This is a genomic window from Pseudomonas sp. TUM25319 (assembly GCF_056388475.1).
On sequence record NZ_CM150751.1, the window covers coordinates 1742775 to 1767454 of the forward strand.

Below are 24680 nucleotides of genomic sequence, written 5' to 3' on the forward strand. Positions count from 1 at the left end.
CGCTGCGAGCGCTTGAATCACAAAGCCTGACTCCGGTCGGGCTTCGTGCCATTTGTCCCTTGCAGTTGCGGTCTTTCGCCACTGGATACCCTGATGCGTAGTCCTTATTGGTTGTTCCTCGTTCTTCTCGCACTGCTCGGTGGCTTGCAGTACCGGCTGTGGGTGGGCAATGGCAGCCTGGCCCAGGTGGCCGAGCTCAAGCAGCAGATCGCTGACCAGCATGCCGAGAACGAGCGTCTGCTGGAGCGCAACCGCGTGCTCGATGCTGAAGTGCTGGAGTTGAAAAAGGGTATGGAAACCGTTGAAGAACGGGCCCGCCACGAACTGGGAATGGTGAAGGAGGGCGAAACCCTCTACCAATTGGCCCAATGAACACTGCCACGCCGGCCTTCTGGGCCGTGGTCCCCGCTGCTGGCGTAGGGGCGCGAATGGCCGCCGACCGGCCCAAGCAGTATCTGCAACTGGGCGGACGGACGATTCTCGAACACAGCCTCAACTGCTTTCTCGACCATCCCTCGGTAAAGGGGGTGGTGGTCAGCCTTGCCGCTGACGATCCTTTCTGGCCCACGCTGCCGTGCGCCAATGACTCCCGCATACAGCGCGCCAATGGCGGACGCGAGCGTGCCGACTCGGTGCTCAATGCGTTGCTGCTGCTTCACGCTCAGGGTGCGGCCGACAGTGACTGGGTGCTGGTCCATGACGCCGCGCGGCCGAACCTGGCCCGCTCGGACCTCGATCGGCTACTGCTGGAACTGGCTGACGATCCGGTGGGCGGCCTGCTGGCTGTGCCGGCCCGCGATACCCTGAAGCGCGCCGACGCCAATGGTCGGGTCAGTGCCACTGTGGACCGCAGCACCATCTGGCAAGCCTACACGCCGCAGATGTTCCGTCTGGGTGCCCTGCATCGTGCCCTGGCCGACAGCCTGGTGGCGGAGGTGGCGATTACCGACGAAGCCTCGGCTATCGAATGGTCTGGCCAGGCGCCGCGGCTGATCGAAGGGCGCAACGACAACATCAAGGTCACTCGCCCCGAGGATCTTGAATGGTTGCGTCAGCGCTGGGCACTGCGCGGCTGACGGCTCAGCGAGCCCGATACTCGGGACGCTGCGCCAGCCCTTCACGCAAGTGGTCCACCAGCTTGCGCACTTTTGGCGAAAGGTGGCGTTGCTGCGGATAGAGCGCCCAGACCGCCGTGTTGGGCGGCTGGTGGGATTCCAGCAGCGAGACCAGCGCCCCCGTGCTCAGGTGCTCGAGCACGTAGTAATCCGGCAACTGACACAGCCCCATCCCTTGCAGCGCCGCATCCAGCACAGCCTGTCCGCTGTTGCAGCGCCAGTTGCCCTGAACCCGCTGACCGATTTCCCGCCCATCCTGCTGCAGCAGCCAGCTATCGGAGCTGCCGATCAGGCAGTTGTGCCGTGCCAGTTCCGACAGGCTGTGGGGCCGCCCATAGCGATTGAGGTAATCCGGCGATGCGCACAGGTACATGCGCCTGGGCGCAAGGCGCGCCGCCACCAGCCTCGACTCCTGCAAGCGACCGAGACGAATGGCCAGGTCCATGCCCTCGTGAAGCAGGTCGAGGGTGTTGTTGGTCAGTTCGATGTCTACCCGCAATTGCGGGTACTGGGTCATGAAGCGGGTGACCAGCGGTACGATGAAGCGCTCGCCGTAGGCCACCGCGCAGGTCATGCGCAGCAGGCCCTTGGGCTCGCTGGTCAGATCGCCCATGGCACGCAACGCTTCCTCGCGACCGTCCTGCAGGCGCTGGCAGTGCTGGAGAAAGGTTTGTCCAGCCTCGCTGAGGGTGACCCGCCGGGTACTGCGGTACAGCAGGCGGGTCTGCAGCCGTTCTTCCAGGCGCGCCACCTGCCGGCTGATATGGGAAGACGACACCCCGAGGCGATCAGCAGCGGCGGTGAACTGGCCGGATTCGGCCACGGCGACGAATTCGTCGATCCCTTCCCAGCGGTTGCTCATTGATTATCCCTGTGCAGCAATAATGTTTTGTCTTCGGCCTGATTATTCATCAAAAGTCCTTGAATTACACTGCGAGACTGTACTGTCCCTTCTGTTGGAGAAGATTGATGATCAAGTCCCGTGCTGCCGTTGCCTTCGAGGCCAAGAAACCGCTGGAAATCGTCGAAGTCGACGTGGCGATGCCCAAGGCCGGCGAAGTGCTGCTGCGCGTGGTTGCCTCCGGTGTCTGCCACACCGACGCCTATACCCTGTCGGGTGCCGACCCTGAAGGCATCTTCCCTTCGATCCTCGGTCACGAAGGTGGCGCTATCGTCGAGGCGGTAGGCGAGGGCGTGACCTCGGTGGCGGTCGGCGATCATGTGATCCCGCTGTACACCCCGGAATGCGGCCAGTGCAAATTCTGCCGTTCCGGCAAGACCAACCTGTGCCAGGCCATCCGTGCCACCCAGGGCAAGGGCCTGATGCCGGACGGTACTACCCGTTTCTCCTACAAGGGCCAGCAGCTGTTCCACTACATGGGCACCTCGACCTTCTCCGAGTACACCGTGCTGCCGGAAATCTCCGTCGCCAAGATTCAGAAAGAGGCACCCCTGGAGAAGGTCTGCCTGCTCGGTTGCGGCGTGACCACGGGTATCGGCGCGGTCCTCAACACCGCCAAGGTCAAGGCGGGTGACACCGTCGCGGTCTTCGGCCTGGGTGGCATCGGCCTGTCCGCGATCATTGGCGCGGTCAAGGCCAAGGCGTCGCGGATCATTGCCGTCGACATCAACCCGGGCAAATTCGAGATCGCCCGTCAGCTCGGCGCCACCGACTGCGTGAACCCGAAAGACTACGACCGTCCGATCCAGGAAGTGATCGTCGACCTCACCGACGGCGGCGTGGACTTCTCCTTCGAGTGCGTGGGCAATGTCCAATTGATGCGTGCGGCACTGGAGTGCTGCCACAAGGGTTGGGGCGAGTCGGTGATCATCGGCGTCGCCGGTGCCGGCCAGGAAATCGCCACCCGTCCGTTCCAGCTGGTCACCGGCCGCGTCTGGCGCGGATCGGCGTTCGGTGGTGTGCGCGGCCGCAGCGAGCTGCCCAGCTACGTCGACATGGCGGAGAAGGGCGAGATCCCGCTGGACACCTTCATCACCCACACCATGGGCCTTGAAGACATCAACAAGGCCTTCGACCTGATGCATGAAGGTAAGAGCATTCGTACCGTCATCCATTTCTGAGGTTGCCATGAGCCTGGAAAACATTTCCTGTCAGAAGAGTTTCGGAGGCTGGCACAAGCGCTACCGCCACCGCTCGGACGTGCTCGGTTGTGACATGGTTTTTGCCGTGTACCTGCCGCCGCAGGCCGAGCAGGGCGGCAAGCTGCCAGTGCTGTACTGGCTCAGCGGGCTGACCTGCACCGACGAAAACTTCATGCAGAAAGCCGGCGCGCACAAGCTCGCGGCGGAACTGGGTCTGATCATCGTCGCGCCGGACACCAGCCCCCGTGGGGCGCAGGTGCCGGGTGATCCTGAGGGTGCGTGGGACTTCGGCCTGGGGGCTGGCTTCTACGTCAACGCCACCCAGCAGCCATGGGCCGCCAACTACCGCATGTACGACTATGTGGTGGACGAGTTGCCGGCGTTGATCGAGGCACACTTCCCAGCGTCGCAGCAGCGCGCCATCAGTGGTCACTCCATGGGCGGGCACGGTGCGTTGGTCTGTGCGCTGCGCAATCCGGGTCGTTACCAGTCGGTGTCGGCGTTTGCGCCGATCAGCAACCCGATCGACTGCCCGTGGGGCCAGAAAGCGTTCAGCCGTTACCTGGGTGAAGACCGTTCGCGCTGGCGCGAGTGGGATGCCAGTGTGCTGATCGCCCAGGCCTCGGAGCGTCTGCCGCTGCTGGTGGACCAGGGCGATCGCGATGATTTCCTGGAAAACCAGCTCAAGCCCCAGGTGTTGCAGCAGGCTGCGCAAGCGGCAGGTTATCCGCTGCAACTGCGCCTGCAGCCGGGGTATGACCACAGCTACTACTTCATCGCCAGCTTCATCGATGATCACCTGCGGCATCACGCCGCAGCGCTGGGGCTTGGCCGGTTCTAGTCCGACAATTCAAGCCCAACGCCCGGCAAAGCAGGTAGAATCACGCCCTGACTCAATCAGGGCGTTTTTCTATGCGTATTGGCCACGGCTACGATGTGCACCGCTTCGCCGACGGCGATTTCATCACCTTGGGTGGCGTGCAAATCCCGCACAAATTCGGGCTGCTCGCCCATTCCGACGGTGATGTGCTGCTGCACGCGCTGAGCGATGCCTTGCTCGGTGCCGCCGCGCTGGGCGACATCGGTCGCCACTTCCCTGATACCGATCCGCAGTTCAAGGGCGCCGACAGCCGCGTGCTGCTTCGCCATGTCGTGAGTATCGTCCTGGCCAAGGGCTGGAAGGTTGGCAACGTCGACGCCACCATCGTCGCCCAGGCGCCGAAAATGGCCCCTCATATCGAGCGCATGCGGCAACTGATCGCCGAAGACCTGCAGGTCGGGCTCGACCAGGTCAACGTCAAGGCGACGACCACCGAGAAACTCGGCTTTACCGGGCGTGAAGAAGGCATTGCCGTGCACGCTGTCGCGTTGTTGCTGCCAGCATGACCGAGCTCGAACTTCTGGGGCCGCGTGCCAGCGGTCCGGCGTTGGGGCGTGCGGTGCTGAAGGCCGTTGCGGAAGACTTCCAGGTCGACGAAGTGCTGGACATCCCGCTGTCCGGTGAGGGCGAGCACCTGTGGCTGTGGGTCGAGAAGCGCGACCTCAATACCGAGGAGGCCGCTCGCCGCCTCGCCCGTGCCGCCGGCGTCCCTCTCAAGACCATCAGCTATGCCGGCCTGAAGGACCGCCAGGCCCTGACACGGCAGTGGTTCAGCCTGCATTTGCCGGGCAAGGCCGATCCCGATATGGCGGCAGCCGAGAACGAGACCCTGCGCATCCTCAAGCGCGTCCGGCATTCGCGCAAACTACAGCGCGGGGCACATTCGGCCAACGGCTTCACCCTGCGCCTGACCGGGCTTCAGGGCGATCACGCGGCACTGGATGCCCGGCTCGAACAGCTGAAAGCACTGGGCGTGCCGAACTACTTCGGTACCCAGCGCTTCGGTCACCTGGGCGGTAACGTCGAAGAGGCGCGGCACTGGGCCGAGCGCAAGGCGCTGCCGGAACAGCGCAACCTGCGCTCGCGCCTGTTGTCCAGCGCCCGCAGCTACCTGTTCAATCGTGTGCTGGCCGAACGGGTCGGCGATGGGAGCTGGCAGCGCGCCCAGGTGGGTGATCTGCTCGCGTTCACCGATAGCCGTAGTTTCTTTCCTGCGGGTGAGGCTGAATGCTCCGATCCTCGCCTGGCGATCCTCGATCTGCACCCGACCGGTCCGCTATGGGGAGAAGGGCTTCCCGCCACCCAAGGCCGGGCCGGGGCCATCGAGCAACGACTTGCCGACCAGGAAGCGGCACTTTGCCAGTGGCTGGGCAACGCTGCCATGAAGCAGGAACGCCGCATTCTGCGACTGCCCATTGGCCGGCTGACGTGGCATTATCCCGAGCCTGATATCCTGCAACTGGAATTCGTCCTTCCGGCCGGATGTTTCGCCACCGTGGTGGTGCGCGAACTCATCGATCTGGTCCCGGCAGGGCAGACGGACAGCCCATGCGTATTCTGATTTCCAATGATGACGGGGTCGTCGCCCCCGGCCTTGCCGCGCTCCATGATGCGTTGGCGGATTATGCCGAGTGCGTGGTGATCGCCCCTGACCAGGACAAGAGTGGTGCCAGCAGCTCGCTGACCCTCGACCGTCCGCTGCACCCGCAAACCCTGCCCAACGGGTTCATCAGCATCAACGGCACCCCGACCGACTGCGTTCATCTCGGGCTGAACGGCCTGCTCGAACACACGCCGGACATGGTGGTCTCGGGGATCAACCTGGGCGCCAACCTGGGGGATGACGTGCTGTATTCGGGGACTGTCGCCGCAGCCCTGGAGGGGCGTTTCCTGGGCGGCACCTCGTTCGCCTTCTCGCTGCTCTCGCGCCTGCCCGACAACCTGCCGACCGCGGCCTACGTCGCGCGCAAGCTGGTGGAAGCCCAGGCACGGCTGGAACTGCCGCCGCGGACCGTGCTCAACGTCAACATCCCGAACCTGCCGCTGGATCACATCCGCGGGATCCAGCTGACCCGCCTTGGCCACAGGGCACGGGCAGCAGCGCCGATCAAGGAGGTCAATCCGCGGGGCAAGGAGGGTTACTGGATTGCCGTCGCGGGCGATGCCGAGGACGGCGGGCCGGGGACCGATTTCCATGCGGTCATGCAGGGGTATGTCTCGATCACGCCACTGCAGCTGGACCGCACGTTCAACGACGCCTTCGAGCGCCTGGATGGCTGGCTGGAGGGACTGCTTTGATGCGCGATCAGGACGACATGATGCGCCGCGGTATCGGCATGACCTCCCAGCGTACCCGCGAGCGCCTGATCCAGCGCCTGTGCGAGGAGGGTGTTTCCAATCCCCGGGTGCTGGATGTGCTGCGCCGCACGCCGCGGCACCTGTTCGTCGATGAAGCGCTGGCGCACCGCGCCTATGAAGACACGGCCTTGCCGATCGGGCACAACCAGACCATCTCGCAGCCGTTCATGGTTGCCCACATGAGCGAGGTACTGCTCGAAGCCGGTCCGTTGGACAAGGTGCTGGAGATCGGCACCGGTTCCGGTTACCAGACGGCGGTGTTGGCGCAACTGGTGGAGCGTGTGTTCTCGGTCGAGCGCATCAAGGTGCTGCAGGACCGTGCCAAGGAACGTCTGACGGAACTCAATCTGCGCAATGTCGTGTTCCGCTGGGGCGATGGCAGCGAGGGCTGGCCGGCGCTGGCGCCGTACAACGGCATTATCGTCACGGCGGTGGCTCCGGAAGTGCCCCAGGCATTGCTCGACCAACTGGCTCCTGGCGGGCGCATGGTGATTCCGGTGGGTGCTATCGGTGAAACCCAGCAGTTGCTGTTGATCGTGCGCGAGGAGCATGGATTCTCCCGGCGTGTGCTAGGTTCGGTACGCTTTGTTCCGTTGCTCAACGGAACCCTCAACTGACCGGCCTTTATTTTCACGCCTGGCGAATTCTCGACGAGCGCCTGGGTCTATGAGGCGAGTGCTGTCACACCGAGTCGGCAGCCGTTCACGTTTTGCACCTGTTCCGAGCGCGCAATCCGTCGACGCCTGGTTATAATTGCAACATTATTGCATTTTCAAACTCGATCACCATTTAAGGGAGCGGCGGGTGAGTCAAACAGTCCTTCGGCAGCGTATGGGTCTTTCAAGCATCAGGTTCCTGGTGGTTGCACTTGCCGTTGGCACGTTGATGACAGGTTGCTCCAGCACCTCTTCCTCTTCCAGCGGCGCCCGGGTGGTTGATCGCAATACCGCAGTACCCAAGCGTCCTGCGGTGACGTCCGGTCAGTATGTGGTGCGCCCTGGCGATACCCTGTTTTCGATCGCTTTCCGCTACGGCTGGGACTACAAGGCCCTGGCTGCGCGCAACGGCATCGCCGCGCCCTATACCATCCGCCCCGGTCAGGCGATCCGTTTCGATGAGCCCGGATCCACCTCTTCCAGGGTCGTGACCTCCACTTCTCCATCGAGCAAGACCACGGTTACCCGGCGCCCCGCGGGTACGCCGCCTCCGGTCAAATCAAGCAGCACAACGGCGACGGCGCCCATTGTCACGCCATCCACTGCACCGACCCAGGTCCCCGCCGCAGAGCGCTCCAGCGGCGGTTGGGCGTGGCCAGCGAACGGTGTGCTGATTGGAAAATTTGCTTCAAACGGTAGTTTGAATAAAGGCATTGATATCGCCGGAGAATTGGGACAGCCTGTTTTTGCTGCTTCTGATGGTTCGGTGGTGTACGCCGGTAGTGGTTTAAGGGGCTACGGTGAGCTCGTAATCATCAAGCACAACGAAACCTACGTGAGTGCCTACGGTCATAACCGCAGGCTTTTGGTTCGGGAGGGACAGCAGGTCAAGGTTGGGCAGACAATTGCCGAAATGGGCTCCACGGGCACCGATCGGGTGAAGCTTCACTTTGAAATTCGCCGTCTGGGCAAGCCGGTAGATCCACTGCAGTTCCTGCCAAATCGTTGATTCGTTGGTCCCGGCCTGTTCCTTAGCGTAAAGGGGACAGGCTCTGGCGATGCCATGGACAAGGTGCGCTCGAGTCTGAGTTCGAACTCAGCAAAGGACTATAACAATGGCTCTCAGTAAAGAAGCGCCGGAGTTTGACATCGACGATGAGGTTCTCCTCATGGAGACCGGCATCGTTTTGGAAACGGATGTGGTGTCAGACGAACCTGCTGTACCTTCGGTTCGGACAAGGGCCAAGCAGGGCTCTTCGCTTAAACAGCACAAGTACATCGATTACACCCGAGCACTTGATGCGACTCAGCTTTACCTGAATGAAATCGGTTTCTCCCCTCTGCTGACGCCCGAGGAGGAGGTTCACTTTGCGCGCCTGTCGCAAAGTGGCGACCCGGCCGGCCGCAAGCGGATGATCGAAAGCAACCTGCGACTGGTGGTCAAGATTGCCCGTCGCTATGTGAATCGTGGGCTTTCCCTGCTCGATCTGATCGAGGAAGGGAACCTGGGCCTGATCCGCGCCGTGGAAAAATTCGACCCGGAGCGTGGCTTCCGCTTTTCCACCTATGCAACCTGGTGGATCCGGCAGACCATCGAACGGGCGATCATGAATCAGACCCGCACCATCCGGCTGCCGATCCATGTGGTCAAGGAACTCAACGTCTATCTGCGTGCAGCCCGCGAGCTGACCCAGAAACTCGATCACGAGCCCTCTCCGGAAGAGATCGCCAACCTGCTGGAAAAGCCGGTTGCCGAAGTCAAGCGCATGCTTGGCCTGAACGAGCGGGTGTCTTCGGTCGACGTGTCGCTTGGGCCGGACTCGGACAAGACGTTGCTCGACACGCTCACCGACGACCGTCCTACCGACCCATGCGAACTGCTGCAGGACGATGACCTGTCCCAAAGCATCGATCAGTGGCTCAGCGAACTCACTGACAAGCAGCGTGAGGTGGTGATCCGTCGTTTCGGCCTGCGTGGTCACGAGAGCAGTACCCTGGAGGATGTCGGGCTTGAGATCGGACTGACGCGCGAGCGGGTTCGCCAGATCCAGGTCGAAGGCCTCAAGCGTCTGCGTGAGATCCTGGAGAAGAACGGTCTTTCCAGCGAGTCGCTATTCCAATAACAACAACGACCTGCCTTGCAATGGATAACGCCCCGACTGAATCGGGGCGTTTTCGTTTTTGTCCTACGCCATCAGCTGCGTCTGTCAGCCCTGAGTCTTTCGATGTAAGCGATTGCTTACGCGGTGTGTAAGCAATTGCAGTAGTTCAAGGTGAATTATGTGCGTTTTTGCGCATCGATTTATTCTAACCAATTGAAATACAACATTTTTTATTTATGGGTTTGCAACCCATGTGTCTTTTTTTGAGAGCCATTGCCAGTTGCGGCGAAAGTGGCAGACGTTAATATTGGTCCTGTGTCTACGGACTGACACAGGTTTTCAACGGATGAAGACCAAGGACATCGCAGGATGCGATTCATCAGGATGATGAAAGGGAATACAGGGACTACGGAAAAAAATGTGGGCGGGTCAAACCGCCCCTTTTTTTTGTCCGCAGAAAATGAAAAAAGGCCCGCAAGGGCCTTTTTCGTTGATCGGTTCGCGAGTCGGGACTCAGCGCTCCAGATCCTTGATCTTGCCTTTGACGCCGTCGAACTCTTCGGCTTCTGGCAAAGCATCTTTCTTTTCGGTGATGTTCGGCCAGATTTCCGCCAACTCGGCGTTCAGCTCGATGAATTCCTGCATGTCATCAGGCACTTCATCTTCCGAGAAGATGGCTTGGGCAGGGCACTCGGGCTCGCACAGTGCGCAATCGATGCACTCATCCGGGTGAATGACCAGGAAGTTCGGGCCTTCGTAGAAGCAGTCCACCGGACAGACTTCTACGCAGTCGGTGTACTTGCACTTGATGCAGTTGTCGGTGACGACGAAGGTCATTTCTAATTCTCTCCTCAGGCGACGGCAGCGGTGCCCTTCCAGTCAGGGCCGCTCGGTTCGGTAGGTTGGCGGCGAGCCAGGCTAATAACTCGCCGCTCCGCCAAACCGCGCGCGATTCTAACAGTTAAACGGGCGGCGCGTTATAACAGAGTCTTCAGTTGATAGAGCATTTCGATAGCTTGACGCGGCGTCATGTTGTCCAGGTCCAGCTTTCCGATCTTCTCGATGGCCGGATGAGGCAGGCTGGCGAACAGGTCGCTCTGGTGCGGGACTTGTGGCGCGCTTGGGCTGTCAGCCGGCTTGGGTACCTCATGGGGCAGGCTGGAGGTTTCCAGACGCCCCAGGTGTTCCCGGGCGCGCTGGATGACTGGCGCAGGTACGCCGGCGAGTTGCGCCACCGCCAGACCGTAGCTCTGGCTGGCCGGGCCGGGCAGTACGTGGTGCAGGAACACGATACGCTCGTTGTGCTCGGTGGCGTTGAGGTGCACGTTGGCCACCAGCGGTTCGCTGTCCGGAAGGATGGTCAGCTCGAAGTAATGGGTGGCGAACAGTGTGTAGGCGCGCAACTGGGCCAGACGCTCAGCGGCAGCCCAGGCCAGGGACAGGCCATCGAAGGTGCTGGTGCCACGGCCCACTTCGTCCATCAGCACCAGGCTGCGATCGGTGGCGTTGTGCAGGATATTGGCGGTCTCGCTCATCTCGACCATGAAGGTCGAACGGCCACCGGCCAGGTCGTCGCTGGAGCCGATCCGGGTGAAGATGCGGTCTACCAGTGACAGTTGGCAACTGGCCGCCGGCACATAGCTGCCGATGTGAGCCATCAACACAATCAAGGCGGTCTGACGCATGTAGGTGGATTTACCACCCATGTTCGGACCTGTGATGATCAGCATGCGGGTGCTGTCATCCAGCGACAGGTCGTTGGCCACGAACGGACTGGTCAGAACCTGTTCCACCACGGGATGGCGTCCCTGGTCGATCTTCATGCAGGGCTCGTCGACGAAGGTCGGGCAGTTCAGGTCCAGCGTCAGGGCGCGCTCGGCCATGTTGCTCAACACGTCGAGTTCAGCCAGCGCGGCGGCGGTGTCCTGTAGCGGTGCCAGGTGGCTGATCAGGGTTTCCAGCAGCGCGTCATAGAGCATTTTCTCGCGAGCCAGGGCGCGGCTCTTGGCCGACAGCGCCTTGTCTTCGAAGGTCTTGAGCTCGGGCGTGATGAAACGCTCGGCGCCTTTGAGGGTCTGGCGACGGATGTAGTCGGCCGGCGCCTGTTCCGCCTGCTTGCTTGGCAGCTCGATGAAATAACCGTGGACGCGGTTGTAGCCGACCTTGAGGTTGGCCAGGCCGGTTCGAGCTTTCTCACGCGCTTCGAGGTCGATGAGGAACTGACCGGCGTTCTCGCTGATGGACAGCAGCTCGTCGAGCTCGCTGTCGTAGCCGGTCTTCAGCACACCACCGTCGCGAATGACCGCAGGCGGGTTGTCGATAATGGCCTTTTCCAGCAGGGCGGCCAGTTCCGGGTAAGTCCCGGCGATGGCGGCCAGACGCGCCAGGTGCGGCGCCTCCAGTTCGGCCATCGCGTTCTGCAGCTCGGGCAGTGCGCCGAGGGCATCACGCAGGCGGGCAAGGTCGCGAGGGCGGGCATTGCGCAGACCGATACGGGCGAGGATGCGCTCGATATCGCCGATATCTTTCAGCTGGGGTTGCAGGCGTTCGAAACGGTAGCTGTCGAGCAGGCAGCGAATCGAACCCTGGCGTGCCTGCAGTACCTTCAGATCGCGCAGTGGGCGATTCAGCCAGCGGGTCAGCAAACGGCTGCCCATGGCGGTCTGGCAACGGTCGAGTACCGACTGCAGGGTGTTGTCGCGGCCACCGGCAAGGTTGACGTCCAGCTCCAGATTGCGCCGGCTGGCGCCATCGAGGATCACCGTGTCATCCAGACGCTCATGCTTGAGGCTGCGCAAATGGGGCAGGGCGGTGCGCTGGGTTTCCTTGGCGTAAGCCAGCAGGCAGCCGGCGGCGCCGATGGCGAGGGTCAGCTTGTCGCAACCGAAGCCTTTCAGGTCTTTGGTCGCGAACTGCAGGCAAAGGCTCTTGCGCGCCGAGTCACGGTCGAAGTCCCAGGGCGCGCGGCGTCGCGAGCCGCGGCGCTTTTCCGCCGGCAGGCCTTGTGGCCAGTCGTCGGGGATCAACAGCTCCACCGGATTGGTGCGTTCCAGCTCGGCCAGGAGGTTTTCCCAGCCTTTGATTTCCTGCACGGTGAAATTGCCGCTGGTGATGTCCAGCACGGCGAGGCCGAACAGGCGCTCGTCGCCGAGGACCGCAGCGATCAGGTTGTCGCGGCGCTCGTCCAGCAGGGCCTCGTCACTGATCGTGCCCGGCGTGATGATCCGCACCACCTGGCGTTCAACCGGCCCTTTGCTGGTGGCCGGGTCGCCGATCTGTTCGCAGATGACCACCGACTCGCCCAGCTTCACCAGCTTGGCCAGATAGCCTTCGAGCGAGTGGAAGGGGATGCCGCACATGGGAATCGACTGGCCAGCCGACTGGCCGCGGGCGGTCAGGGTGATGTCCAGGAGTTTCGCGGCCTTTTTCGCATCTTCGTAGAAGATCTCGTAAAAGTCGCCCATGCGGTAGAACATCAGCTGGTCTGGGTGCTGGTTCTTCAGCTTCCAGTATTGCTGCATCATCGGAGTGTGTGCGGAAAGATCAGACATTCAAGGCCTAGGAGCGGGTGTCTTTTTGGAAAAAGTGAAGGGCGAATAGTACAGGGATTTCTCCCTCGGCGCTGAGGCTCGGGCGCGCAGCGAGCCAATGCATATTCACAATTGCATTTCTTCCCCGCCGGCGGCACTATGCATCCCATGCAAAAGCGCAATGTAGCCTCCGTTCTCAAGTCTCTGCTGGACCGCCACCGGATCTCCGCTACGGAGTTGCACCGGCGCACTGGCGTGCCCCAATCCACCCTGTCGCGGATTCTCGCCGAGAAGATCGTCGATCCGTCGGACAAGCATGTGTCGAAGATCGCCGAGTATTTCGGCGTGAGCACTGACCAGTTGCGTGGCCGTGCCGACCTGGGCGAGAGCCGTGAGGTCGAGCCTGGTCACGACGAGTTGCGCGATATCAGCCTGTGGGACGATGAAACCCCCGTCGAGGACGACGAGGTCTCGGTTCCTTTTCTTCGTGAGGTCGAGTTGGCAGCAGGATCAGGAAGATTCGTCATCGAGGAAAGCGAGCGGGCCCGCCTGCGGTTCGGCAAGCGCAGCCTGCGCCACAACGGCGTGCAGTTCGACCATGCCAAGTGCGTGACGGTGCGCGGCAACAGTATGTTGCCAGTGCTGCGTGATGGCGCCACGGTAGGCGTCAACACCGGCAAGTGCTCCATCGGCGACATCATCGACGGCGACCTCTACGCCATCAACCACAACGGTCAGTTGCGGGTGAAGCAACTGTATCGCCTGCCGACCGGGATCCGCCTGCGCAGTTTCAATCGCGATGAACATCCCGACGAGGACTACAGCTTCCAGCAGATGCAGGAAGAGCAGATCGCCATCCTCGGCCATGTGTTCTGGTGGGGTATGTACGCTCGCTAGATTCATCATCAGATACCCCAAAACCCGCTTCGGCGGGTTTTTTTTCGCTTGCCCAAAAACCCTCGGCGTCAATGACGGCGCGCCTTGATGCGCATATGCATAATCGCCAATGCATTTATTTTCAAAAATGCATTGACTGTATATGCATACATGCATATTGTTTGTCTCAAGCCGGTCAGACACCGGCGGCAAGACAGGCAGCGATGAACAGGCCTCGACTGTTCAGAGGGTTGGCAACTGACCCGGGTGTGCAGCGTAAAGCACCGTAAGCAGTTATCCGGCGGGCAGGTGGCCGCGGCCGGAGGAACAACTTGAAGCGGAAACGTCCCGTGCACCAGTCGTGGCGGATGTTTCGACAACGCATTACTGAAAAGCCTGGACGCACCGGGCTTTTTGGAATGCCGAGTGAGAGCTCGGTCTCATTCCCCGTTCGGCCCGTCGCTGTGCGGGAAAACAAAGGAGGCAGGACCGTGACAAGCGAGCAACAGACGTTGCTGGAAATGCCGATCTGGCTGGTGATTGTCCTGGCATTGCTGGGCGGGGTCTCCGGTGAGATGTGGCGAGCAGACCGGGCCGGCGCCCGTGGCGGTGCGCTGTTCAGGCGCCTGGCATTGCGTTCGGGAGCCTGCATGGTCTGTGGGGTGTCGACAATGATGCTGCTCTACGCCAGCGGGCTTTCGATCTGGGCGGCCAGTTCGTTCGGCTGCCTGACAGCGGTGGGCGGTGCCGATGTGGCCATCGGGCTTTACGAGCGCTGGGCGGCGAAACGCCTGGGCCTGGAACAACCGAGCGGCAACAAGGAGAGACCGTGAGCGATCTGAATGCCTTACACCAAGCCATCACCGACACCGTGACGACGGCCATGCCGCAGTTCGCGACGGTGAAAAGTTATGCGGCAATGCAACAGGACACGGCTTTGCCGGCATTGTTGCATGCCATTACCGGCCTGAGGCCGGGCATGGACCCGGGCGATGGCCATTCATGTGTGGTGGCGACGTTCGAGGCGCGGATCGTGGTCGACGCCAGCCGCCCGCAGGCGGCGCTGGATGCCACCGCTCTGGCGGCGCAGTTGATGGTTTTGCTGCGCAAACAGTATTGGGGCGTCGACTTTGTCGAGGACGCCCGGGTTATCAAGGCGCTGCCCCAGGGAACCGACTGGCCGGTGGCGATCTGGCTGGTGCAATGGGAGCAAACCCTGCACCTGGGCGACGCCCAATGGCCCTGGCCGAATCAGCCTCCGGGATCGCTGGTCTTCGCCTTCGACCCGGACAGCGGTCCAGGCAAGGAAGCGGACTACATGGCGCCGGAGGATTTCGCATGAGCTACGCCAGTTCCATGCATGACCGCATGATCGCGGCGATGCTTATTCCTTGCCGTGTGGTGGCTGTGGATCTGGCTGCCGCCCGGGTGCGGGTCTCCGATGGCGCCGGCTGGACCAGCGCCTGGCTGCGCTGGCACAGCCAGGCCGCTGGCAAGGCACGGCACTGGCGCTCGCCGAGCCTGGGCGAGCAGGGCGTATTGCTCAGCCCCAGTGGCGAACCGGCCCAGGGCACCTTCATTCCCGGCCTCTATGGCAATGCCGGCAACCCGCCGGACAACCGCGAGCATGTCGAAGTCTGGCGTTTCGACGACGGTGGCTCGCTGACGTACGACTGGCAGTCGAGCAGCTACAGCATCGACCTGCCTCGCGGAACCCTTACCCTCAAGGTCGGCGGCAGCACGCTGGTGGCCACCCCTGACGCGATCGAACTGACTGCCACCCGCATGACCTTGAATGGCCCGGTGCAGATCAACGGTGCGCTGCAGGTAACGGGTGATATCCACGGCGGCGGCGCGATCATCGACACCGCCGGCAACACGCCGAACCACAAGCACTGAAACCAGCCCGCCGACGCGGGCTTTTTTATGCCAGGGAGAACGCCATGGCCAACCTGAATCACAACACCGCACTCGACACCTGCCTTGCGCCGGTCCGCTGCCGGTCGAGTGCCGACCCAAGGGAGTGACGCGATGATCGGAATGGATCGCCGGACCGGTCAGCCGTTATCCGGCATCGCGCATTTGCGGCAGTCCATCGAGGACATCCTCGGCACACCGCTGGGCAGCCGGCGCATGCGTCCGGACTATGGCAGCAAGCTGCGACGCTTCGTCGACCTGCCGGTCAACGAAGGCTGGAAAAGCGCGGTACAGGCCGAAGTGGCCCGTGCCCTGGTGCGCTGGGAGCCACGCCTGAAACTGGAGCGGGTCCGGGTGCTGTCGGTGGTGAACGGGCAAGTCAGCCTGCAACTCACCGGGCAGTACCTGGGCGACAGCCAGATCCTGGAGGTGACGGCATGAGTGGTATCGAACTCTCGGCGCTGCCCGCGCCGCAGGTGCTGGAAGAGCTGGACTTCGAAGAGATCTTCCAGGGCGACCTGACCGCCTTCCGGGCGCACATGGGCGACGACTGGACCGCGCAACTGTTGAGCGATCCGGTCACCAAACTGCTGGAAGTCGGCGCCTATCGGACCCTGCTCAACCGGGCGCGGGTCAACGATGCGGCCAAGGCGTTGCTGCTGGCCTATGCCCAGGGCAGCGATCTGGATCAACTGGCCGGCAACGTTCGCCTGCAGCGCCTGGTGGTGCAGGAGGCGAATCCGCTCAGCGTTCCGCCAACCGAACGGATCCTCGAGGAAGACGACGCCCTGCGCGAGCGTATCCAGCTCGTCTACGAGGGGCTCACCACTGCCGGGCCGCGCAACAGTTACATCCTGCATGCCCGTAACGCTTCGGGCCTGGTGGCCGATGCCACGGCGGAAAGCCCGTCTCCGGCGGTGGTGGATGTCACTGTGCTGAGCCTGGACGACAAGGGGGTCGCCAGCCCCGATTTATTGGCGGAGGTCATGGCGTACCTGAACGCCGATGATGTTCGCCCCGTGGCTGACCGCGTCAACGTGCGCAGCGCCGAGATACTGCCGTACCAGATCCATGCGGTGCTGCACATGACCGGCAACGGTCCGGAGAACGAAGCGACTCTGGCTGAGTGTCGGCGCCGCTTGCAAGCCTGGATCAATCCACGGCGGCGACTGGGTGTCGAAGTGCCGCGCTCGGCCATCGACGCGCAACTGCATATCGGCGGTGTAGCCCGGGTCGAGCTGACCGGCTGGACCGACATCCGCCCGAGCAAGGCACAGGCGGCCTGGTGCGACAGCTTCGATCTCACCCTTGGAGGCTGACATGACCAGCCTCCTGCCTATCAACAGCACGCTGCTGGAGCGGGCGCTCGAGGTTGCATCGACCGACGCGCCCGAGATCCCGCTGCGCACGCTCTACAACCCCGATACCTGCCCGTCGCACCTGCTGCACCAGTTGGCCTGGACCTGGTCGGTCGACCGCTGGGACGAGTCCTGGCCGGAGGCGACCAAGCGTGCGGTGATCCGTTCATCGTTCGACGTGCATGCCCGCAAGGGCACCCTCAGTGCGTTGCGCCGGGTGGTCGAGCCGTTCGGCTACCTGATCGAAGTGGCCGAGTGGTTCAACACCGTGCCTCAAGGCGTGCCGGGGACTTTCGCGCTGAAGATCGGGGTTTCCGAATCCGGGATCTCCGAAGAAACCTACCAGCAGCTGACCGACCTGATCGACGACGCCCGGCCTGTCAGCCGGCACCTCGTCGGCCTGGCCATCTCCCTCGACACCCAGGGCTACCTGCGGGTTGCCATGGGCCTGAGCGAAGGCGACGAAATCGACATCTACCCGCCGATCCTGCGAGACATCGAGGTACGCGGCAACCACGGCTTCATCGGCCGTGACCATCAAATCGAAACCCTGGACGTTTACTCATGACTGACCAGAACAGCCAGTTCTTCGCGATCCTCACCGCGGTGGGGGAGGCCAAGCAGGCCAATGCGAACGCCTTGGGCGTGCCCTGGACCTTCGCCCAGATGGGCGTGGGCGACGCCAACAACACCGAACCGGTGCCGTCGCGCACCCAGACCAAGCTGATCAACGAGCGGCGCCGGGCGGCGCTCAACCAACTTTCGGTCGATCCGAAAAACGCCAGCATCATCATTGCCGAACAGGTGATCCCTCCGGATGAAGGTGGCTGGTGGATTCGCGAAATCGGTCTTTACGATGCCGCAGGCGACCTGGTGGCCGTGGCCAACTGCGCGCCGAGCTTCAAGCCGCTGCTGAGCCAGGGAACGGGCAAGACGCAGGTGGTGCGGTTGAACCTGATCGTGACCAGCACGGCCAATGTGCAGTTGAAGATCGATCCGGCGGTGGTGCTGGCGACCCGCGACTATGTGGACACTGCGATTCTGAGTGTGCTGCCGAAGGACAAGGTGGCTGGCACTTACACAAAGGTTACGGTTAACGAAAGAGGACTTGTTCAGCAGGGCTACAACCCGACAACATTGGCAGGATTTGGTATCACTGATGGCTTGAAAATCGGTGATGTTGGATTGTGTGCAAAAAATGCTCCGCTGCTCAGTACGTTTCGCGCGGTGGTGCCTGCCGGCTTTTACCTCGCCTATGGCCTGACTTCGGCGGCCCCTGAAAATCCTACATCGGAGGCGCCGCCGGAGTCGTCTGGCATTCTTAGTGTCGTCGCGATGACACCGCGCCCGGATGTCACGCATTACCTGGTTGTTCAGAACGGGGTAGGGGGCAAGTCCGCCTGGTTTGGTCAGTACAACATCTATGACAACTCACTGCGTTGGGATCGGCAGCTTACCCTTGCTGATCGCGAGGCGATGATGGTGGAAATCGAAAAGAAGGCGGCGAAGGCTACTACCCTGGCGGGGTACGGGATTGTTGACAGCTACACGAAGACGCAAGTTGATACTGCGCTTTTAGCGAAAGCATCATTGGATAGCCCCAAGTTCATCGGTTCGCCGGAAGTTCCTGCGGTGCAGCCTCTCGATACTTCTAATCGTGCTGCCAGCACGCAGTTTGTGCATGAGCAAGCGAATGGCTATTACCAGCTCAACGCCGCCGGCGGTGGGGTTTATGTACTGAGCGCCCAGCAGGCGATGCCGATCATTTATGCGTTCGGCGCGCTGACGGGTGATCGTGAAATCGTCCTGCCCCTAGCCTTTCGCAAATATTTGATCGGCAACTTCACAAGTGGAGCATACAAATTCACTGTGCGCATGACCACGGGGGCGGCGGTCGAAGTCACAAGAAACTGCTTTACAAACGTCTTCACCGACACGGTTCACACGCGACTGTCTCAAACGGACTTCAACAGCCCTGCATTGACCGGTATTCCGACAGTCCCTAAAGCCGCCAAGGGTACCGCAACTGACCAAGTGGCCAGTTGCGCATTTGTAGTCGCAGAGATTGCAGACAAGGCGGCTAAGTCAACAACGGCGGGCGGTTACGGGATCATAGACGTTTTCACGAAAACCGAAACGCAACAGATGTTGAGTGAGAAGGCGAACAAGGCGACAACCCTCGCCGGGTACGGGATCGCTGACGCTTACACAATGACTTATCTCGATGCCTGGTTTGCCTTGAAAGCGGCGAAAGCTACGACGTTGGCGGGGTACGGGATCATTGATTCTTACACGTCAGTCCAGTCCGAAAGCCGTCTCGCAACGAAAGTATCCGTCTCTGATCTACCGCGTAATACCTGCGCAAGGGGGCTGCCTGGTTGGTGGACTTGTGCTGACACAGGGTTACTGCGTCAGCGTGTGGCCGTTTACATCGGTGACGTGGTGGGTATTTGGACTGGAACTGTCACATGGCCAGTAACTTTCCCCGCGCAAGCTGACAGTGTGCAAATCACTTTAATGAGCGCTGCCGGCTCGGTGGTGAAGGCCGTTGTGAGCTATTCAGGGTTAACACGAACAGGTTGCAACCTGCGAGTGGAAGAGTGGGGAGAGGTAGCGCAATTCGGTTTGCAGTTGATTCTCGAAGTAGAGGGTTTCTGATGGTTTTCTATCACGCGTTGAGTAACGGCTTTTATCTCGATGAGATCTACGGTACGCGCACCGTGTTCATTCCCGATCCTGAGTGGGTGCGTCCGACCGTAAGTGTTCCTGACCCGGCCTGGCATCCGGCTGACAACCCTCCTGGCGCTGAGGCGCCGTTAATTGATGTGTCGGACGCTGTTGCTGAAGCGCCCCTGGTTGAGATCGCGAACCCGAACTGTCGATTACCGCCCGCAGGCGAACTGGTGAGTCTGACGGATCAGGAGTATCGCGGATTGCTCTATGCGATGTCCCACGGGAAAGTTATCTCGGCGAACGACAACGGTTATCCCGTGGCTGTAGACCCGCCGCCGCTTTCGACTGGAGAGCTTGAAGAGCGCGAGCGCCGGTGGCGCGACAGGGCGCTGTCGGCTACGGATGCTTTGGTTGTGCGTCATCGTGATGAGCTTGAGGCCGGCGTCGAAACAACGCTGACTACAGCTCAATATCGTGAGCTGCAAGCTTACCGAACGGCTCTGCGCAACTGGCCTGCAACTGATGAATTTCCCGCTACGGGACAGCGACCGACCCCGCCAGTCTGGCTGACCGGCACCACTTCCTGAAGCCCCGCACCGCCGGGGCTTTTTCTTACCCGCAACACCCTTCGAAGGCCCCGCACCGACGGGGCCTTCTCATTTCTGGAGAAATACCTATGAGTGGATTCTTCCACGGCGTCACCGTTACCAACGTCGACACCGGTGCTCGCAGCATCGCGTTGCCGTCGTCTTCCATCATCGGTCTGGTGGACACCTTCACCGAAGGTTCGACCGTCACCGCCAAGGCCAACGAGCTGGTGCTGATCACCAGCGAGCGTGAAGCCATCGCGGCGTTCGGCGCCGACGCAGCCATCACCAAGGCGTGCCAGGCGATCTATGCCCGGGCCAAGGCGGTCATCGTCGCGTGCGGCGTGGCCAGGCTGACCGACGCTGCCGAGCAGACCTCGGCGATCATCGGTGGCGTGGAGGCCGACGGTAAACGTACCGGCCTGCAAGCGCTGCTGGACGGCAAGAGCCGTTTCAACGCCCAGCCGCGTCTGCTGGTGACCCCTAAGCACAGCGCCACCCAGGCCGTGGGCACCGCCCTGGTGGCCCTGGCCGACAAGCTGCGTGGACTGGCCATCATCGACGGCCCTGGCACCACCGACGAGGCCGCCCTGGCCTATGCAGAGAACTTCGGCGCCAAGCGCGCGTTCCTGGTCGACCCGGGCGTGAAGTACTGGGACACCACCGCTGACGCCACCGTCGACGCACCGGCCTCGGCCTGGGTCGCCGGTCTGTTCGCCTGGACCGACAACGAATACGGCTTCTGGGCTTCGCCCTCCAACAAGGAATTCGTCGGTATCACCGGCACCACCCGTGCGGTGGAGTTCCTTGACGGCGACGAAAGCTGCCGCGCCAACCTGCTCAACAACGCCAACATCACCACCATCATCCGTGATGACGGCTTCCGCCTGTGGGGCAACCGCACCCTGTCCAGCGACCCTAAATGGGCGTTCGTCACCCGCGTGCGGACCATGGACATCGTCATGGACGCGATCCTCTACGGCCACAAGTGGGCCGTGGACCGCTCGATCACCGCGACCTACGTCAAGGACGTGACCGAGGGGCTGGAAAACTTCATGCGCGACCTCAAAGCCCAGGGCGCAATCATCAATTTCGAGGTCTACGCCGACCCCGAACTCAACACCGCCAGCCAGCTGGAGCAGGGCAAGGTGTACTGGAACATCCGCTTTACCGATGTTCCGCCTGCCGAAAACCCCAATTTCCGTGTCGAGGTCACCAATCAGTGGTTGACCGAAGTCCTCGACCAGGCCGCCTAAGGAGAACTACCCATGGCAATGATTCCGCAAACCCTCGCCAACCTGAACCTGTTCGTGGACGGCGTGAGCTTCCAGGGCGATGTCACCAGCCTGACCCTGCCCAAGCTCGCCATCAAGGTTGAAAGCCACCGTGTCGGTGGCATGGACACCGCCATCGAAATCGACCAGGGCATGGAGGCGCTGAGTGCGACCTTCAAGACCACCGGCATCCGCCGTGAAGCCCTGAAGTTCTTCGGCCTGGCCGACAGTTCCGGCTTCAACGGCACCTTCCGCGGAGCCTTCAAGGGACTGAAGGGCGCCATCACACCCGTAGTGGTGACCCTGCGCGGCATGCTCAAGGAAGTGGAAATGGGTGACTGGAAAGCGGCCGAGAAGCCTGAGACCAGCCACGTCGTGTCCCTAACCTACTACAAGCTGGAGATCGATGGCCGGCTGATGTACGAGATTGATCCGCTGGGCATGAAGCGGGTCGTCAACGGCGTCGATCAACTCGCCGCCCAACGCACGGCTCTGGGCCTCTGAGACAAGGACACGCTCGTATGACGCAAGCAACGAAAATGCCCGCCTGGCTGACTGTCAGTGCGGACCGTGTGGTGATCCGGCTCAGCCGTGCCACCGAGGCCAATGGCGTCCAGGTCGACAGCCTGTCGCTGCGGGCGCCGACGGTGCGCGACCTGCGTGCCGCTCAGTCGGGTAGTGCCGATGATGAAACCCGGGAACTGAACCTGTTCGCTTCCCTGGCCGAAGTCGGTACCAAGGACCTCGAGGGCCTCACCCTCAAGGACTACAGCCGCCTGCAGTCGGGCTATTTTCGCCTGGTGCAAGACGACGAGCTTTGATCCCTCAAGGCAAAAGGCGGCAGCGAAGCGGCTTGCAAAAGAGCTGAACTTCTCTGCCGTCGAAATCATGACCATGTCGTACAGCGACATGGTCTGGTGGCTTACCGAGTGAGCCGGGTTTGCACGCAGGGAGGATGATATGGCGGGCGAACTGAGTATTGAAGCAAAGAGCGCAAGTGTGGTCGATCCGTTGGTGGGGCAAGCCTTCACCCAGATTGAACGTCAGGTTGCCCGGATTGAGACGCTGGCCCAACGGGTTGGTGATGCCCTCCGGGTGACCACCCAGAGCGCGCTTCCTTTGGCCACTGCGTTCAAGGCGTCTAATGATGCCGCTACGGAGTCAGCTGGAAAATGGCAGGCGGCGCTGGGAGAAATTGGCAAGAGGCTGTCCGGGCAGATGGAGATATTGCCCAGGTTGACCAAGGCATACGAGGACCTGGGCAAGGCCATGGGAGCTGCCCGTTTGCCTGCTGCCGGCCAACCGCTATCGGAGATACAGCAGTCTCGCAGCAAGGTTATTGATACTTCGCAAACCGTACTGAAATCGGCAAGCAGTTCGGTCGATCAATTTGCGGGCTACGAAGGGATCATCAGCAAGCTGGTGCTCCAGGGGGAACAGGACCCCAGGAAATGGGCGGCGCAGCGGGGCAAGGTCGAAGCCCAGGTTGCCCGGATGACCTACGGGACAAGCCTCAGCAAAACCCAGGCAGCGACACAACTCTGGGGCATGTTCAACGCGGGCATGGATCTGGATGAGCTGGTACCTCAAGGCCGGCTTGCAGCCAGGTTTACTGACGGTCAGCAGGTCGACGAGGGCGTTACCGCAGGCCTTTTCCGCACCCTGTCGAATGGCCAGAGTACCGAGGCTCTTGAGCGTTTGCTCAACCAGATCATCGGTCAGGTTGGCCAGGGGAAATTCGGTATTGCCAATACGGCAGAAGCGATCACGCGGTTGCTTCCCCAAGTAGGCGGGGCTCCCGAGGATGCTGTCCGTCTAGCCGCGATCCTCCAGCAGGAGTCGAAGAAGACCGGGAACTACAACGACGTGCTCAGTGCGTCAAAAGCGCTCTTCCTCGAATACAAACGTCAGGATGGCAGCAGCCTGGCTGACGCTGGTCGCTATGGCCAGGCCTTCATGCCCCAGAAAACAGACGGCTCAGCGCCCAACTACATCGAAGACAAGCTGGAAGGTCGTCGGCAAACGCTGGAGTGGCAACAGGACGCGCGCGCGTCGTCCAACGAACGGGTTTCGATTGGCGTAGGTGGCGCACTCGCACCGATTTATTCGCACTGGACGAACCTCATGACCAAGGGCGCCAATATCCTTGGCGTTGTCGTCGAGCAGTTGAGTGGTGTTGTAACGGTCGTGGCCGGGGTTGTTGCTGGGGCCGCCGGTCTGGTGACAGCGCTCGCTGCTGTTGCCAAAGGCAAGGCCTTGCTTGGCGCCGTCAGAATGGTCTTTGGGGGGCCAGGTAACGTCGTCGCTGACGCTGGTAAAACGGCCCTCCGGTCACGTGTCGAGGTGGGGGACAGCAAGCCTGGGGTCTGGGCGAGAACCAGACAGGCTGCCGGTAAGGTCGGCACACTTGTGCCGGATTTTCTTCGGCCTTCGAACATCCCCGGCTGGCAAAAGCTCACGGGTCGGCTTCTGGGCGGAGTCGGTAGCGTAGCCATGGCTGTCGACTCCTACCAGAACGCCGGCTCTGCCAAGGAAAAGAGCGAGGGCTACGGCGAGGCCGCCGGCACTCTCGTAGGTGGCCTTTTAGGGGCGGTGCTGGGACCGCTGGGGGCGATTGCCGGAGGCTACATTGGTGGCGAGCTCGGCAAGTCGGCGGGGCGCAAAATCAATGAGATCTGGGGAGAAGACAGCAAGAAAACTGTGAGCGTCACACCCCCTCTGGCGCAACTGCCAGGCGCTGATGCGGGGAAGCTGCTCACGGTCATCAAGGAACCCGGCCCCGGAACCCTTTTGCTGAAAAATACCGGCGAAGCGGGTGGCACCACTTCCGGCTCAGGTCAGGGCACTAGCGATCTGGCGCCTGTAATCCCGCTTCGCGGTGCTGTGATCGATAACTCCCGCGCAGCGTTGGGGCAGTACGGCGGTGAGCACGTCCTCCAGGCTCAACGACCAGCATCGTTTGAGAACGGTGATGTGGTCAGGTCCCTGGCGGATGCTTCTCCGACTGCGCCTGTCTTGCCGGGACCTGACTCGGCCACTTCGTTGGTGGTCACCGCTACCTCGCCGCAGCATTTTGCGGTCTCACCCACTATCGCCATCAATGTCCAGGGCAGCCTTAACGACCCCGCCGAAATCATTCGCGTGCTGCAGCCAGAGATCCAGAGGATGTTCAATGGCTTTGTAGCACAGGCGAACTCGGGCGGACAGGTCTATGACCGTACCGACGATATCTATGGCTATGCCTGAGGAAC

General features: G+C 61.7%; 26 protein-coding genes. 23 read left to right on the forward strand and 3 right to left on the reverse strand.

Going from position 1 to position 24680, the window contains the following annotated elements; genetic code table 11:
- Positions 1 to 93: 93 nt before the first annotated feature.
- Together ftsB and ispD are read left to right on the forward strand one after the other, a co-directional pair.
- Entirely contained in the window at positions 94 to 372 is a 279-nt protein-coding gene (gene ftsB / locus AC05QJ_RS07965) for a cell division protein FtsB (protein WP_009395237.1), read from the forward strand.
- A complete protein-coding gene (ispD, locus tag AC05QJ_RS07970) occupies positions 369 to 1076 on the forward strand; it encodes a 2-C-methyl-D-erythritol 4-phosphate cytidylyltransferase (RefSeq protein ID WP_476746359.1) in 708 nt (235 codons plus the stop codon). Before ftsB ends, ispD begins: the two co-directional genes overlap by 4 nt.
- A 4-nt stretch (positions 1077 to 1080) precedes the next feature.
- Here the strand turns inward: ispD and AC05QJ_RS07975 are convergent, their stop codons facing one another.
- Positions 1081 to 1977, reverse strand: coding sequence for a LysR substrate-binding domain-containing protein (locus AC05QJ_RS07975; RefSeq protein ID WP_476746360.1), 897 nt, complete (start codon positions 1975 to 1977; stop codon positions 1081 to 1083).
- Positions 1978 to 2084: 107 nt separating this feature from the next.
- Here AC05QJ_RS07975 and AC05QJ_RS07980 point away from each other — a divergent pair, with 107 nt between their 5' ends.
- The 8 genes from AC05QJ_RS07980 to rpoS all read left to right on the forward strand — a co-directional run bounded on the left by AC05QJ_RS07980 (position 2085) and on the right by rpoS (position 9235).
- A complete protein-coding gene (locus AC05QJ_RS07980) occupies positions 2085 to 3197 on the forward strand; it encodes an S-(hydroxymethyl)glutathione dehydrogenase/class III alcohol dehydrogenase (RefSeq protein ID WP_476746361.1) in 1113 nt (370 codons plus the stop codon).
- 7 nt (positions 3198 to 3204) lie between these two features.
- Positions 3205 to 4059, forward strand: a complete 855-nt coding sequence (fghA, locus tag AC05QJ_RS07985) for an S-formylglutathione hydrolase (RefSeq protein WP_476746362.1) — start codon at positions 3205 to 3207, stop codon at positions 4057 to 4059.
- 71 nt (positions 4060 to 4130) lie between these two features.
- Complete coding sequence (gene ispF / locus AC05QJ_RS07990) at positions 4131 to 4604, forward strand: 2-C-methyl-D-erythritol 2,4-cyclodiphosphate synthase (RefSeq protein WP_476746363.1); 474 nt, start codon at positions 4131 to 4133, stop codon at positions 4602 to 4604.
- Positions 4601 to 5659, forward strand: coding sequence for a tRNA pseudouridine(13) synthase TruD (gene truD, locus AC05QJ_RS07995; RefSeq protein WP_476746364.1), 1059 nt, complete (start codon positions 4601 to 4603; stop codon positions 5657 to 5659). The genes ispF and truD overlap by 4 nt, the downstream gene beginning before the upstream one ends.
- Positions 5647 to 6396 carry a 5'/3'-nucleotidase SurE gene (surE, locus tag AC05QJ_RS08000; protein WP_476746365.1) on the forward strand — a complete coding sequence of 250 codons (750 nt, stop codon included), beginning with the start codon at positions 5647 to 5649 and terminating at the stop codon, positions 6394 to 6396. Before truD ends, surE begins: the two co-directional genes overlap by 13 nt.
- A 38-nt stretch (positions 6397 to 6434) precedes the next feature.
- Positions 6435 to 7073 carry a protein-L-isoaspartate(D-aspartate) O-methyltransferase gene (locus tag AC05QJ_RS08005; protein WP_476747892.1) on the forward strand — a complete coding sequence of 213 codons (639 nt, stop codon included), beginning with the start codon at positions 6435 to 6437 and terminating at the stop codon, positions 7071 to 7073.
- A gap of 187 nt (positions 7074 to 7260) precedes the next feature.
- A complete protein-coding gene (locus AC05QJ_RS08010) occupies positions 7261 to 8121 on the forward strand; it encodes a peptidoglycan DD-metalloendopeptidase family protein (RefSeq protein WP_476746366.1) in 861 nt (286 codons plus the stop codon).
- 106 nt (positions 8122 to 8227) lie between these two features.
- On the forward strand, positions 8228 to 9235 hold the full coding sequence (gene rpoS, locus AC05QJ_RS08015) for an RNA polymerase sigma factor RpoS (RefSeq protein ID WP_476746367.1): 1008 nt from the start codon (positions 8228 to 8230) through the stop codon (positions 9233 to 9235).
- A 492-nt stretch (positions 9236 to 9727) separates the two neighbouring features.
- On the opposite strand, the gene fdxA is transcribed toward rpoS, so the two are convergent.
- Together fdxA and mutS are read right to left on the reverse strand one after the other, a co-directional pair.
- Positions 9728 to 10051 carry a ferredoxin FdxA gene (gene fdxA / locus AC05QJ_RS08020; RefSeq protein WP_042121894.1) on the reverse strand — a complete coding sequence of 108 codons (324 nt, stop codon included), beginning with the start codon at positions 10049 to 10051 and terminating at the stop codon, positions 9728 to 9730.
- Between the two features lie 140 nt (positions 10052 to 10191).
- Positions 10192 to 12765: a DNA mismatch repair protein MutS gene (mutS, locus tag AC05QJ_RS08025; protein WP_476746368.1), complete on the reverse strand. Its 2574-nt coding sequence runs from the start codon at positions 12763 to 12765 to the stop codon at positions 10192 to 10194.
- Between the two features lie 147 nt (positions 12766 to 12912).
- Between mutS and AC05QJ_RS08030 the strand changes: the two genes are divergently transcribed.
- The 13 genes from AC05QJ_RS08030 (at position 12913) to AC05QJ_RS08090 (ending at position 24675) form a co-directional block, all read left to right on the forward strand.
- A complete protein-coding gene (locus AC05QJ_RS08030) occupies positions 12913 to 13641 on the forward strand; it encodes a LexA family transcriptional regulator (RefSeq protein WP_476746369.1) in 729 nt (242 codons plus the stop codon).
- A 470-nt stretch (positions 13642 to 14111) separates the two neighbouring features.
- Entirely contained in the window at positions 14112 to 14453 is a 342-nt protein-coding gene (locus AC05QJ_RS08035) for a phage holin family protein (protein ID WP_476746370.1), read from the forward strand.
- Entirely contained in the window at positions 14450 to 14962 is a 513-nt protein-coding gene (locus AC05QJ_RS08040) for a hypothetical protein (protein WP_476746371.1), read from the forward strand. The genes AC05QJ_RS08035 and AC05QJ_RS08040 overlap by 4 nt, the downstream gene beginning before the upstream one ends.
- Positions 14959 to 15519 carry a phage baseplate assembly protein V gene (locus tag AC05QJ_RS08045; protein ID WP_476746372.1) on the forward strand — a complete coding sequence of 187 codons (561 nt, stop codon included), beginning with the start codon at positions 14959 to 14961 and terminating at the stop codon, positions 15517 to 15519. The genes AC05QJ_RS08040 and AC05QJ_RS08045 overlap by 4 nt, the downstream gene beginning before the upstream one ends.
- 132 nt (positions 15520 to 15651) lie before the next feature.
- The gene (locus AC05QJ_RS08050) at positions 15652 to 15978 is read left to right on the forward strand and encodes a GPW/gp25 family protein (RefSeq protein WP_095154049.1); all 327 of its coding nucleotides are present in this window, start codon (positions 15652 to 15654) and stop codon (positions 15976 to 15978) included.
- Positions 15975 to 16856, forward strand: a complete 882-nt coding sequence (locus tag AC05QJ_RS08055) for a baseplate assembly protein (RefSeq protein WP_476746373.1) — start codon at positions 15975 to 15977, stop codon at positions 16854 to 16856. Before AC05QJ_RS08050 ends, AC05QJ_RS08055 begins: the two co-directional genes overlap by 4 nt.
- 1 nt (position 16857) lies before the next feature.
- On the forward strand, positions 16858 to 17463 hold the full coding sequence (locus AC05QJ_RS08060; protein ID WP_476746374.1) for a phage tail protein I: 606 nt from the start codon (positions 16858 to 16860) through the stop codon (positions 17461 to 17463).
- Positions 17460 to 19553 carry a phage tail protein gene (locus AC05QJ_RS08065; protein WP_476746375.1) on the forward strand — a complete coding sequence of 698 codons (2094 nt, stop codon included), beginning with the start codon at positions 17460 to 17462 and terminating at the stop codon, positions 19551 to 19553. The genes AC05QJ_RS08060 and AC05QJ_RS08065 overlap by 4 nt, the downstream gene beginning before the upstream one ends.
- Positions 19553 to 20155, forward strand: coding sequence for a phage tail assembly chaperone (locus tag AC05QJ_RS08070; RefSeq protein WP_476746376.1), 603 nt, complete (start codon positions 19553 to 19555; stop codon positions 20153 to 20155). The genes AC05QJ_RS08065 and AC05QJ_RS08070 overlap by 1 nt, the downstream gene beginning before the upstream one ends.
- A gap of 89 nt (positions 20156 to 20244) precedes the next feature.
- Positions 20245 to 21411 carry a phage tail sheath subtilisin-like domain-containing protein gene (locus tag AC05QJ_RS08075; protein ID WP_476746377.1) on the forward strand — a complete coding sequence of 389 codons (1167 nt, stop codon included), beginning with the start codon at positions 20245 to 20247 and terminating at the stop codon, positions 21409 to 21411.
- Positions 21412 to 21423: 12 nt separating this feature from the next.
- Positions 21424 to 21933, forward strand: a complete 510-nt coding sequence (locus AC05QJ_RS08080; RefSeq protein WP_476746378.1) for a phage major tail tube protein — start codon at positions 21424 to 21426, stop codon at positions 21931 to 21933.
- A 17-nt stretch (positions 21934 to 21950) separates the two neighbouring features.
- Positions 21951 to 22250: a phage tail assembly protein gene (locus AC05QJ_RS08085; RefSeq protein ID WP_476746379.1), complete on the forward strand. Its 300-nt coding sequence runs from the start codon at positions 21951 to 21953 to the stop codon at positions 22248 to 22250.
- A gap of 139 nt (positions 22251 to 22389) precedes the next feature.
- Entirely contained in the window at positions 22390 to 24675 is a 2286-nt protein-coding gene (locus tag AC05QJ_RS08090) for a hypothetical protein (RefSeq protein ID WP_476746380.1), read from the forward strand.
- Positions 24676 to 24680: the final 5 nt, after the last annotated feature.

Excerpts from the sequence above, each read along its gene's own strand:
- ftsB (WP_009395237.1), top strand. The coding sequence starts at position 94 with ATGCGTAGTCCTTATTGGTTGTTCCTCGTTCTTCTCGCACTGCTCGGT.
- ispD (WP_476746359.1), top strand. The coding sequence starts at position 369 with ATGAACACTGCCACGCCGGCCTTCTGGGCCGTGGTCCCCGCTGCTGGC.
- AC05QJ_RS07975 (WP_476746360.1), bottom strand. The coding sequence starts at position 1,977 with ATGAGCAACCGCTGGGAAGGGATCGACGAATTCGTCGCCGTGGCCGAA.
- AC05QJ_RS07980 (WP_476746361.1), top strand. The coding sequence starts at position 2,085 with ATGATCAAGTCCCGTGCTGCCGTTGCCTTCGAGGCCAAGAAACCGCTG.
- fghA (WP_476746362.1), top strand. The coding sequence starts at position 3,205 with ATGAGCCTGGAAAACATTTCCTGTCAGAAGAGTTTCGGAGGCTGGCAC.
- ispF (WP_476746363.1), top strand. The coding sequence starts at position 4,131 with ATGCGTATTGGCCACGGCTACGATGTGCACCGCTTCGCCGACGGCGAT.
- truD (WP_476746364.1), top strand. The coding sequence starts at position 4,601 with ATGACCGAGCTCGAACTTCTGGGGCCGCGTGCCAGCGGTCCGGCGTTG.
- surE (WP_476746365.1), top strand. The coding sequence starts at position 5,647 with ATGCGTATTCTGATTTCCAATGATGACGGGGTCGTCGCCCCCGGCCTT.
- AC05QJ_RS08005 (WP_476747892.1), top strand. The coding sequence starts at position 6,435 with ATGACCTCCCAGCGTACCCGCGAGCGCCTGATCCAGCGCCTGTGCGAG.
- rpoS (WP_476746367.1), top strand. The coding sequence starts at position 8,228 with ATGGCTCTCAGTAAAGAAGCGCCGGAGTTTGACATCGACGATGAGGTT.
- fdxA (WP_042121894.1), bottom strand. The coding sequence starts at position 10,051 with ATGACCTTCGTCGTCACCGACAACTGCATCAAGTGCAAGTACACCGAC.
- mutS (WP_476746368.1), bottom strand. The coding sequence starts at position 12,765 with ATGTCTGATCTTTCCGCACACACTCCGATGATGCAGCAATACTGGAAG.
- AC05QJ_RS08030 (WP_476746369.1), top strand. The coding sequence starts at position 12,913 with ATGCAAAAGCGCAATGTAGCCTCCGTTCTCAAGTCTCTGCTGGACCGC.
- AC05QJ_RS08045 (WP_476746372.1), top strand. The coding sequence starts at position 14,959 with ATGAGCTACGCCAGTTCCATGCATGACCGCATGATCGCGGCGATGCTT.
- AC05QJ_RS08050 (WP_095154049.1), top strand. The coding sequence starts at position 15,652 with ATGATCGGAATGGATCGCCGGACCGGTCAGCCGTTATCCGGCATCGCG.
- AC05QJ_RS08055 (WP_476746373.1), top strand. The coding sequence starts at position 15,975 with ATGAGTGGTATCGAACTCTCGGCGCTGCCCGCGCCGCAGGTGCTGGAA.
- AC05QJ_RS08060 (WP_476746374.1), top strand. The coding sequence starts at position 16,858 with ATGACCAGCCTCCTGCCTATCAACAGCACGCTGCTGGAGCGGGCGCTC.
- AC05QJ_RS08065 (WP_476746375.1), top strand. The coding sequence starts at position 17,460 with ATGACTGACCAGAACAGCCAGTTCTTCGCGATCCTCACCGCGGTGGGG.
- AC05QJ_RS08070 (WP_476746376.1), top strand. The coding sequence starts at position 19,553 with ATGGTTTTCTATCACGCGTTGAGTAACGGCTTTTATCTCGATGAGATC.
- AC05QJ_RS08075 (WP_476746377.1), top strand. The coding sequence starts at position 20,245 with ATGAGTGGATTCTTCCACGGCGTCACCGTTACCAACGTCGACACCGGT.
- AC05QJ_RS08080 (WP_476746378.1), top strand. The coding sequence starts at position 21,424 with ATGGCAATGATTCCGCAAACCCTCGCCAACCTGAACCTGTTCGTGGAC.
- AC05QJ_RS08085 (WP_476746379.1), top strand. The coding sequence starts at position 21,951 with ATGACGCAAGCAACGAAAATGCCCGCCTGGCTGACTGTCAGTGCGGAC.
- AC05QJ_RS08090 (WP_476746380.1), top strand. The coding sequence starts at position 22,390 with ATGGCGGGCGAACTGAGTATTGAAGCAAAGAGCGCAAGTGTGGTCGAT.